The following is a 9,332-nucleotide window of genomic DNA, read 5'->3' on the forward strand; positions in this document are numbered from 1 at the left end:
ATCATGTTGTGGTTTTTTTAGTCACTGCCCACCGTTGATTGATTCCTGCGTAAAATTTGTCTCGCCGTCGCGTTGCGAGTAGACTTCGTGCCCTTGTTAAAAACTGGAGATTTTACTATGAGCGAAACGGCATCCTGGCAGCCGAGCGCATCCATTCCTAACTTATTAAAGCGCGCGGCGATTATGGCGGAGATCCGTCGTTTCTTTGCCGATCGTGGAGTGCTGGAGGTGGAGACGCCTTGTATGAGCCAGGCGACGGTAACCGATATTCATCTGGTCCCGTTTGAGACACGTTTCGTTGGCCCCGGGCATTCGCAGGGGATGAATCTCTGGTTAATGACCAGCCCGGAATACCATATGAAACGCCTGTTGGTTGCCGGTTGTGGTCCGGTATTCCAGCTGTGCCGCAGCTTTCGTAATGAAGAGATGGGTCGTTATCACAACCCTGAGTTCACGATGCTGGAGTGGTATCGACCGCACTATGATATGTACCGGTTGATGAACGAGGTGGACGATCTTCTGCAACAGGTGCTGGACTGCCCGGCAGCAGAAAGCCTTTCTTATCAGCAAGCCTTCTTGCGTTATCTGGAAATTGATCCGCTCTCTGCTGATAAAACGCAGTTGCGGGAAGTGGCGGCAAAGCTGGATCTCAGCAACGTTGCAGATACCGAAGAAGACCGCGACACGCTGCTGCAACTGTTGTTTACCTTTGGTGTGGAACCGAACATTGGTAAAGAGAAACCAACTTTTGTGTACCATTTTCCAGCCACTCAGGCATCACTGGCACAAATCAGTACCGAGGATCATCGAGTCGCAGAACGCTTCGAGGTCTACTACAAAGGTATTGAGCTGGCGAATGGTTTCCATGAATTGACGGATGCCCGTGAACAGCAACAACGCTTTGAACAGGATAACCGTAAACGTGCGGCACGTGGTTTACCGCAGCATCCTATCGACCATAACCTGATCGAAGCTCTTGAAGTTGGTATGCCCGACTGTTCCGGCGTGGCGTTAGGTGTTGACCGCCTGGTGATGTTAGCACTGGGCGCGGAGACACTGGCAGAAGTGATCGCCTTTAGTGTCGACCGGGCATAATTCTGAAAAATTAGCCATAAATCAACATAGAATGGCGTAGTCAGCGCCATTCTGTAGCATATGTTTTCATTTTTCCGCTAAAGCGCACAATTTAAGACTGGATGTTTGCTATCATCCGGGTATCAATTCTGTTTTAGTTTTATTGTTGCCCACCAATCGGTGGGTAGTGCAGTTAGTTGGCGCGTTTAATATGCGCGCTGAAATGAAGGATGATTTCATGCCTCACACGATAAAAAAGATGAGTCTAATTGGACTCATACTGATGATCTTTACTTCAGTATTCGGTTTTGCGAATAGCCCTTCGGCTTATTATTTAATGGGATATAGTGCGATTCCGTGGTATATATTTTCTGCATTATTATTCTTTATTCCATTCGCCTTAATGATGGCTGAAATGGGGGCTGCCTATCGCAAAGAAGAAGGCGGTATCTATTCCTGGATGAATAATAGCGTTGGACCACGTTTTGCTTTCATCGGCACATTTATGTGGTTTTCCTCTTATATCATTTGGATGGTGAGTACCTCCGCTAAAGTCTGGGTGCCGTTTTCTACTTTCCTCTATGGTAGCGATATGACCCAGCACTGGCGCATTGCTGGGCTTGAGCCTACGCAGGTGGTTGGGCTGCTGGCTGTAGCATGGATGATTCTGGTTACCGTCGTTGCCTCGAAAGGGATTAATAAAATTGCCCGTATTACTGCGGTGGGCGGTATTGCAGTAATGTGTCTTAATTTAGTATTGCTGTTAGTAAGCATTACTATTTTGTTATTAAATGGTGGGCATTTCGCGCAGGATATTAATTTCCTGGCATCACCGAATCCGGGATATCAGTCCGGACTGGCGATGTTATCTTTTGTCGTATTTGCCATTTTTGCTTATGGCGGAATTGAGGCTGTAGGTGGACTGGTAGATAAAACGGAAAACCCAGAAAAGAACTTTGCTAAAGGTATTGTTTTTGCCGCTATTGTTATTTCAATCGGTTATTCGTTGGCAATATTCTTATGGGGCGTCAGCACTAACTGGCAGCAGGTATTAAGTAATGGTTCTGTTAACCTCGGCAATATTACCTATGTGCTGATGAAGAGCCTGGGGATGTCGCTGGGTAACGCGCTGCATTTATCACCTGAAGCGTCATTGTCGCTGGGCGTATGGTTTGCGCGTATTACCGGACTTTCCATGTTCCTCGCTTACACCGGTGCGTTCTTTACGCTCTGCTATTCACCACTGAAAGCAATCATCCAGGGAACGCCGAAAGCCTTGTGGCCGGAGCCGATGACGCGCCTGAACGCCATGGGGATGCCGTCCATTGCCATGTGGATGCAGTGTGGGTTGGTTACTGTCTTCATCCTGCTGGTTTCCTTTGGCGGCGGCACCGCATCGGCATTCTTTAACAAGCTGACGCTGATGGCGAACGTTTCCATGACCATTCCGTATCTGTTCCTCGCGCTGGCTTTCCCGTTCTTTAAAGCGCGTCAGGATCTCGACAGACCGTTTGTGATTTTCAAAACGCATATGTCGGCAATGATCGCGACGGTGGTTGTCGTACTGGTGGTGACTTTTGCGAACGTCTTCACCATCATCCAGCCAGTGGTTGAGGCCGGAGACTGGGACAGCACATTGTGGATGATTGGCGGCCCTGTCTTCTTCTCTCTGTTAGCGATGGCGATTTACCAGAACTATTGCAGCCGCATGGCGAGTCAGCCTGAGTTAACTTTAGATTGATTGTCTGCAATAACAACTCATCGCCAGTCCGGCGATGAGTTGTCAGGAAGAAATGCGTTATGGATGATACTCTCCGGAGCCGGAGATAACTGAAGATGATGCTAAGCTGCTAAATTAGTCACGTTGGCGTCATTTGGCAGCTTCACACATTACAAACTTCCCGCCTGGCGACGTCTACCCGCAGAAGTTAATGTTCTTCCCGTTTGTTTACCGTTCAGGCTTTCCAGACGCATCTGGAAGGGCGGGAATGGCATATCAATACCGTGGGCGTGGAAGCCTGCCAGAATCAACTGGTGGATCTCATGGCGCAGCGGCATCCGGTGTCCCATTTCAGCGGCGTAAATACGCAATTCGAAAATCTGAACCCCCTGTTGCAGATCCACCAGGAAGGCTTCCGGCGCCGGATTGTCGATTACCAGCGAACAGCGGCGTGCTGCGGTTAGCAGGATCTCCGTCACTTCTTCACTGTTGGCATCGGCAGGAGCCGGAATCGTCAACACCACGCGTGTGACTGAGTCAGAGAGCGACCAGTTGATAAACTGCTCAGTAATAAACGCCTTGTTTGGCACAATAATCTCTTTACGGTCCCAGTCGCTGATGGTGGTGGCACGGGTGTTAATTTTCGTCACGCTACCGGTGAGATCGCGAATCGTCACCGTATCGCCAATGCGAATCGGTTTTTCGAACAGGATAATCAGGCCAGAGATAAAGTTGGCGAAAATCTCCTGCAAACCAAAGCCGAGACCAACACCGAGCGCAGCGACCAGCCACTGCAATTTCGACCACTCAATACCAATCATCGAGAAGCCGACCAGCCCGCCAATCAGCATCAGCAGATATTTGGTGATGGTGGTGATGGCGTAGCCCGTACCCGGCGTTAAATCGAGGTGCTGCAAAATCGCCAGCTCCAGCAGCGCGGGCAGGTTGCGCACCAGCTGCGTGGTGATAATAAACACCAGAATGGCAATCAGCACCGCACCGAGGGTAATCGGTTCCAGACTTTCCACGCCCTGCACTGTGGATGTGACATCCCATAGCGAAATATTTTCGAGGAAGCCAAAAGCGGAATGGATTTCCGACCACAGCACAATGACCGAAAGCAGGGCGATCAGCATCAGGATTGAACGCACCAGCCGTAAGGATTGTGCGCTGATAGCATCGAGATCGACTTCGCTTTCATCGACTTCAATTGCCCCTTCCGGGCTACTGTGATGATGCGCTTCTTCTTCGCCACGCGCACGTTGCGCTAACATCTCTGCCCGGCGATGCTTCGCCCGGTCAAACGCCAGCCTGCGTCGCTGGATCAGCATCCAGCGGCGGATAACATGATAAACCACCAGCAACAGGAACCAGATGGCGACCGATGTTTCCAGCCTTGCCAGCAGAGCTTGCGCCGTTGCCAGATAACCCACCGCTGCGGCGAGAATAGCGACCAGCGGCGCGCCAATCATCATGTTCCACAACATATGGTTAGCAATGTTGTCACCGCTGCCCTCTTTGTTGAGATACAGCGGGATACCGGCTTTTTTCAGGCTGAGTGTGACTACCGCCAGTGCACCGCAAATGAGGATAAAGCAAAGACGTCCCAGCGAACCGGAAAACTCGCGGTCGTCGAGATTATCGAACATCATCAGCGCCATAATCAGCGGCACAATAAGCCCGATGCTCATCAGATAGTAGCGCATCCCACGGGAAACCCGTTCGCGCGGCCAGCCAAAATGAGCGATAAACAAGCCGTTCGGGCGGGCAAAGGTGGCACAAATCATCACTACCCACAGCAGCGGCACGGTGGCCGTTACGCCATCGCCAATCGCTACCGCCAGCGGATAAGGCCACGCCTCGCGCAAGCCGTAACCCAGCGTCATCCACAGCACTGGCAGCGGTGATGCGACGAGAATCGACCAGAAAAGGGTGCGCAACGTCAGCCAGAAGTGATCCTGGGTGACTTTGCCGACTTTCGCTGCCGAACGTTCAAGAAAACGGGTGAAATAGCGGCGCGAGTAAATACTGCAACCGACCAGAATCAACGCGCCAAACAGCGGCAAAATCGTCTCTTTGCTGGTCAGCATCATCATGGTGGCTTTACCTAACTGGCTGAAGGTGTCCAGCGAGATCAGACGGCGCAGATCCTGAGCGATCTCCAGCGGCCAGGCGATGGTCATCGGGCGCACGTCAGAGGTCCAGAACAGATAGCGGTGCGTCGCTTCATTGACCTCTTTCAGCGCATCTTCCAGTTGTCCGTTGGAGACTTTCAGCTTGGTCAGTTCAAGCAGTAGCGTGTCGCCACCCTGGAGTAAGGAGTTCAGTAACTCACGCTGAGTACGCAATTGTGCTTCAAGAATACGGTTTTGTTCGGCGGTAAGTGGTTGACCGTCGGCCTGATGGATTTGCCGTAGCAGCGGCTGTTTATTGAGGAGATCCTCATAACGTAACCGTTGCACGCGCAACTGCGCCATTTCAGTATCCAGTTGCTGCGGTTTGGGCATTTCTGGCAGCCGTGCCACCTGCGCCCGCAGTGCTTCGCCGAGCAGGTTTGACGAACCCAGCCATTGTGATTGTTCGCGTAGTGTATTCAGCGCCTGCCGAACCTGTAACGTCTGGCTGGTAGCCTGACGTTGCTGTGAAGCGACGAGATCCATCCGCTGCGCCTGCTGATTCAACGCCGCCGACAGTTCGCGGTTAATTTTGAATTGAGCGACGATATCTTTCGGCAAATCGGCACTGCTTTCTGCCAGTAATTCAGTGCTTTCGAGTGCCCGTTCAGCCTCAAGCTGGCGTTGGCTATTCAACTGGTTACGCAATGCCTGCAAATACGCATCCAGTTGTTGACTCTCTTTTTCTGCCAGTGCCGAACGCAGACGCGCCAGTTCCTGACGGTTATTGGCAGAAAGTTGTGCCAGTTCGAGCTCATCGACCAATGACTTCAAACGCGCGGAGTCGGCCTGCAACGCGAAATTTTGCGCCTGATTAAGTGGACTATTTCCCGTAAGTGTCCCGAGACGACGCTCGATTTCATTCAACTGGCGGCGGGCGTCGGTTTGCTGTTGCGGCAGTTGATTCAGCGAATCCGCAATCTCGCGGGCGCGCTCCTGTTCTTGCTGAGCCTGACGGCTTTTATCCAGCAATTGACTGCTGACCTGGAGAATTTCCTGATTCAGCGCGTCGGTAGACATCCCCGGCGACACGCTGCGCGGCTCATCACGCATGTTGTTCAACTGCGCGCGCAGAGTAGCGGAGAGTTTGGGGTAATTATCGATAACTTGCTGATATTGCTTGATGCGCTCAAGGGAGCCTTTTTGCTCCTCAAGCGCATTTAAGGCAGACTGGAGCGCCTCTACGACTTCTGGCTGCGCGGGTTTCGCCGCTTTTGCCTGCTCCAGTTCCTGGGTGATTTGTTTGCTATCGGGGGCCGTCGCGGCGTACGCCCCCCAACTGAGGCACCAGGCCATCAGAAAAGTGATAATCAGGCGCACGTCAGCGTTTCCTTTGATGGATTAGACCTGGTCTTTGTTGTCGTCAACCAATGGGCTGGCGTCGTGTTCTGCCTGGATCTCTTCAGCAGGAAGCGGGGCAGGTTCAGCTTCTGGGGTAACAAAGGGTTCGGTAGATACTGCCAGTGGCTGACCAATCTTAGTGACAGAAAGGCTTGCCAGTTGCTCAACCAGATTCACTTTACCCGGTGCAAACAGGTTGATAACGGTAGAGCCGAGTTTAAAGCGACCCATTTCCTGGCCTTTCAGCAGTGCCACGGAGCCGTCGTTTTCCCCTGCAGGCCAGGTCCAGCGTTTGATGATGCCTTCGCGCGGTGGCGTAATGGTGCCCGCCCAGACCGTCTCAATGCTGCCAACAATCGTCGCACCGACCAGAATCTGCGCCATCGGGCCAAATTCGGTATCGAACAGGCAGATTACGCGTTCGTTACGGGCAAACAGATTCGGCACGTTCTGAGCGGTGAGATGGTTCACAGAGAAGAGATCGCCCGGCACGTAGATCATCTCCCGCAGAATGCCGTTGCACGGCATATGCACGCGGTGGTAGTCACGCGGGGAGAGGTAAGTGGTCACAAACGTACCATTGCGGAAGAGATCCGCCATCAGGTAGTTACCCGCCAGCAGGGCTTCGAGGCTGTAGTTGTGGCCTTTGGCTTGCAGGATTTTATCTTCTTCGATTTTACCTAACTGGCTAATAACGCCATCGGCAGGCATGACCAGGACATTTGGATCGGTATCGATTGGGCGTACTTCGTCACGCAACGGACGGACAAAAAATTCGTTAAAGGTGCGGTAACTGGCGGTGTCCGGCTTTTGTGCCTCTTGCATGTCGACCTTGTAGTATTTAACGAACAGATCGATAACCAGTTTTGTCAGCCATCCTGCCCGCTTGCTTGCGCCCCAACCCGCCAGGCGAGTAAGCCATAGTTTTGGCAGAATGTACTGTAGCGAAAGTTTAAATGAATTTAACAAGGTAGCCTCCAGGCCATTGTTTTGTCGTTCCTGATCCGGCGTTCATGCCGGATCCTGAAAAAAAGGGGACGATTCTAACGACGGTTAGCTTAATTGTCAGTCATCCGTATCAGAAAAGTTTTTACGCGTTTTTACCTGCGCCATGCTTTCCAGAATACGGTGATAGTTTTCGAAACGAGTTTCCGCGATTTTCCCCTCATCAACCGCTTCACGGATTGCGCAGCCCGGATCGGTATCGTGTTTGCAATCGCGATATTTACACAGGCCTAAGTAATCATGAAATTCGACAAAGCCTTGAGTGATTTGTTCCGGTGCCAGATGCCAGAGGCCAAATTCACGTACGCCAGGGGAATCAATGACATCGCCGCCGTGCGGAAAGTGATACAGCCGGGCAGCAGTGGTGGTGTGCTGACCGAGACCGGAGTTGTCCGAGACATCGTTGGTCAGGATCTCTTTTTGCAGCCCCAGCAGCGCGTTAAGCAGACTGGATTTGCCGACGCCAGACTGTCCGGCAAAAATGCTGATGCGCCCGGTCAACGCCTCTTCCAGCGGTTTCAGCCCATCCTGAGTATGGCTGGAAACCATCAATACGCGATAACCGATGTTGCGATAAATATCCATCTGCTCGTTGACGAATGCCATGCCTTCGTCGTCCAGCAGGTCTATCTTGTTGAGCACGATAATCGGTTCAATCTGTAAGGTTTCGCAGGCCACCAGGTAACGGTCGATAATATTGAGCGACAGCTCCGGCAAAATAGCGGAGACAATGACAATCTGGTCGATGTTGGCGGCAATAGGTTTCACGCCGTCGTAGAAATCCGGGCGCGTCAACACCGAGGTGCGCTCATGCACCGCTTCCACGATCCCTTTGACATTTACGCCTTCTGCCGCTGGTTTACCCGGACGCCAGACCACGCGATCGCCGGTTACCAGCGAACGGATGGTACGGCGAATATTGCAGCGGTGAACTTCGCCGTCTGCGGATTCCACATCAGCGTGCATACCAAAACGGCTGATGACGATACCTTCATCAGGCTCGCCAAACAGATTGTCGTCGTAGTCGGGCTTCTCCTTAGACGTTTTAAGACGACGCTGGTGATTGGCGTTCACACGGCGCTGTTGGCCTTTGGAGAGTTTATTTTTACTCAATCGTACTGACTCCTGGTCGCCCCTGATGGGCAAAACATCTATGATACACGCAATTGTGGATCAATATAGTCACTGTGAATGGGTGGAAAATAGCATGAGTGCCAATGAAAACAACCTGATTTGGATCGATCTTGAGATGACCGGTCTGGATCCCGAGCGCGATCGCATTATTGAGATTGCCACGCTGGTGACCGATGCCAACCTGAATATTCTGGCAGAAGGGCCGACCATTGCAGTACATCAGTCCGATGAACAGCTGGCGCTGATGGATGACTGGAATGTCCGTACCCATACCGCCAGCGGGCTGGTGGAGCGCGTGAAAGCGAGCACGATGGGCGATCGGGAAGCTGAACTGGCAACGCTCGAATTTTTAAAACAGTGGGTGCCTGCGGGAAAATCGCCGATTTGCGGTAACAGCATCGGTCAGGACCGTCGCTTCCTGTTTAAATACATGCCGGAGCTGGAAGCCTACTTCCACTACCGTTATCTTGATGTCAGCACCCTGAAAGAGCTGGCGCGCCGCTGGAAGCCGGAAATTCTTGATGGTTTTACCAAGCAGGGGACGCATCAGGCGATGGATGATATCCGTGAATCGGTGGCGGAGCTGGCTTACTACCGCGAGCATTTTATCAAGCTGTAAAATTTTTCCTGGTCACGTAACCGCCGGATTCCACTTGCGGCGGCGTGGGTTTGGCGCTAAATTGAACGTCTTGCTGATAATTTCAGCACTTGAGATAAAAACTCAAAAAAAAATTTTTAGGGGGGTTGCAGAGGGAAAGATTTCTCGTATAATGCGCCTCCCGTAACGACGCAGAAATGCGAAATTACGAAAGCAAAAATTAAGTAGTACGCGGGAATAGCTCAGTTGGTAGAGCACGACCTTGCCAAGGTCGGGGTCGCGAGTT

General features: G+C 52.0%; 6 protein-coding genes. 3 read left to right on the plus strand and 3 right to left on the minus strand.

Annotated features, from left to right (window positions below):
• Positions 1-117 precede the first annotated feature (117 nt).
• Both epmA and yjeM read left to right on the plus strand, forming a co-directional pair.
• Positions 118-1,095, plus strand: coding sequence for an elongation factor P--(R)-beta-lysine ligase (gene epmA, locus BEG40_RS18600; RefSeq protein WP_000004775.1), 978 nt, complete (start codon positions 118-120; stop codon positions 1,093-1,095).
• A 217-nt stretch (positions 1,096-1,312) separates the two neighbouring features.
• On the plus strand, positions 1,313-2,815 hold the full coding sequence (yjeM, locus tag BEG40_RS18605; protein ID WP_010349887.1) for a glutamate/gamma-aminobutyrate family transporter YjeM: 1,503 nt from the start codon (positions 1,313-1,315) through the stop codon (positions 2,813-2,815).
• Between the two features lie 149 nt (positions 2,816-2,964).
• On the opposite strand, the gene mscM is transcribed toward yjeM, so the two are convergent.
• The 3 genes from mscM to rsgA all read right to left on the minus strand — a co-directional run bounded on the left by mscM (position 2,965) and on the right by rsgA (position 8,427).
• Positions 2,965-6,288 (minus strand): miniconductance mechanosensitive channel MscM, encoded by a 3,324-nt coding sequence (gene mscM / locus BEG40_RS18610; RefSeq protein WP_001236820.1) that lies wholly within the window; start codon positions 6,286-6,288, stop codon positions 2,965-2,967.
• Positions 6,289-6,309: 21 nt separating this feature from the next.
• Entirely contained in the window at positions 6,310-7,278 is a 969-nt protein-coding gene (gene asd / locus BEG40_RS18615) for an archaetidylserine decarboxylase (RefSeq protein ID WP_105285912.1), read from the minus strand.
• A 96-nt stretch (positions 7,279-7,374) separates the two neighbouring features.
• Positions 7,375-8,427: a small ribosomal subunit biogenesis GTPase RsgA gene (gene rsgA / locus BEG40_RS18620; protein WP_000041984.1), complete on the minus strand. Its 1,053-nt coding sequence runs from the start codon at positions 8,425-8,427 to the stop codon at positions 7,375-7,377.
• 94 nt (positions 8,428-8,521) lie between these two features.
• Here rsgA and orn point away from each other — a divergent pair, with 94 nt between their 5' ends.
• Positions 8,522-9,067: an oligoribonuclease gene (gene orn, locus BEG40_RS18625; protein ID WP_001295188.1), complete on the plus strand. Its 546-nt coding sequence runs from the start codon at positions 8,522-8,524 to the stop codon at positions 9,065-9,067.
• Positions 9,068-9,332: the final 265 nt, after the last annotated feature.

Source organism: Escherichia sp. MOD1-EC5495 (genome assembly GCF_002965965.1).
GTDB lineage: Bacteria > Pseudomonadota > Gammaproteobacteria > Enterobacterales > Enterobacteriaceae > Escherichia > Escherichia ruysiae.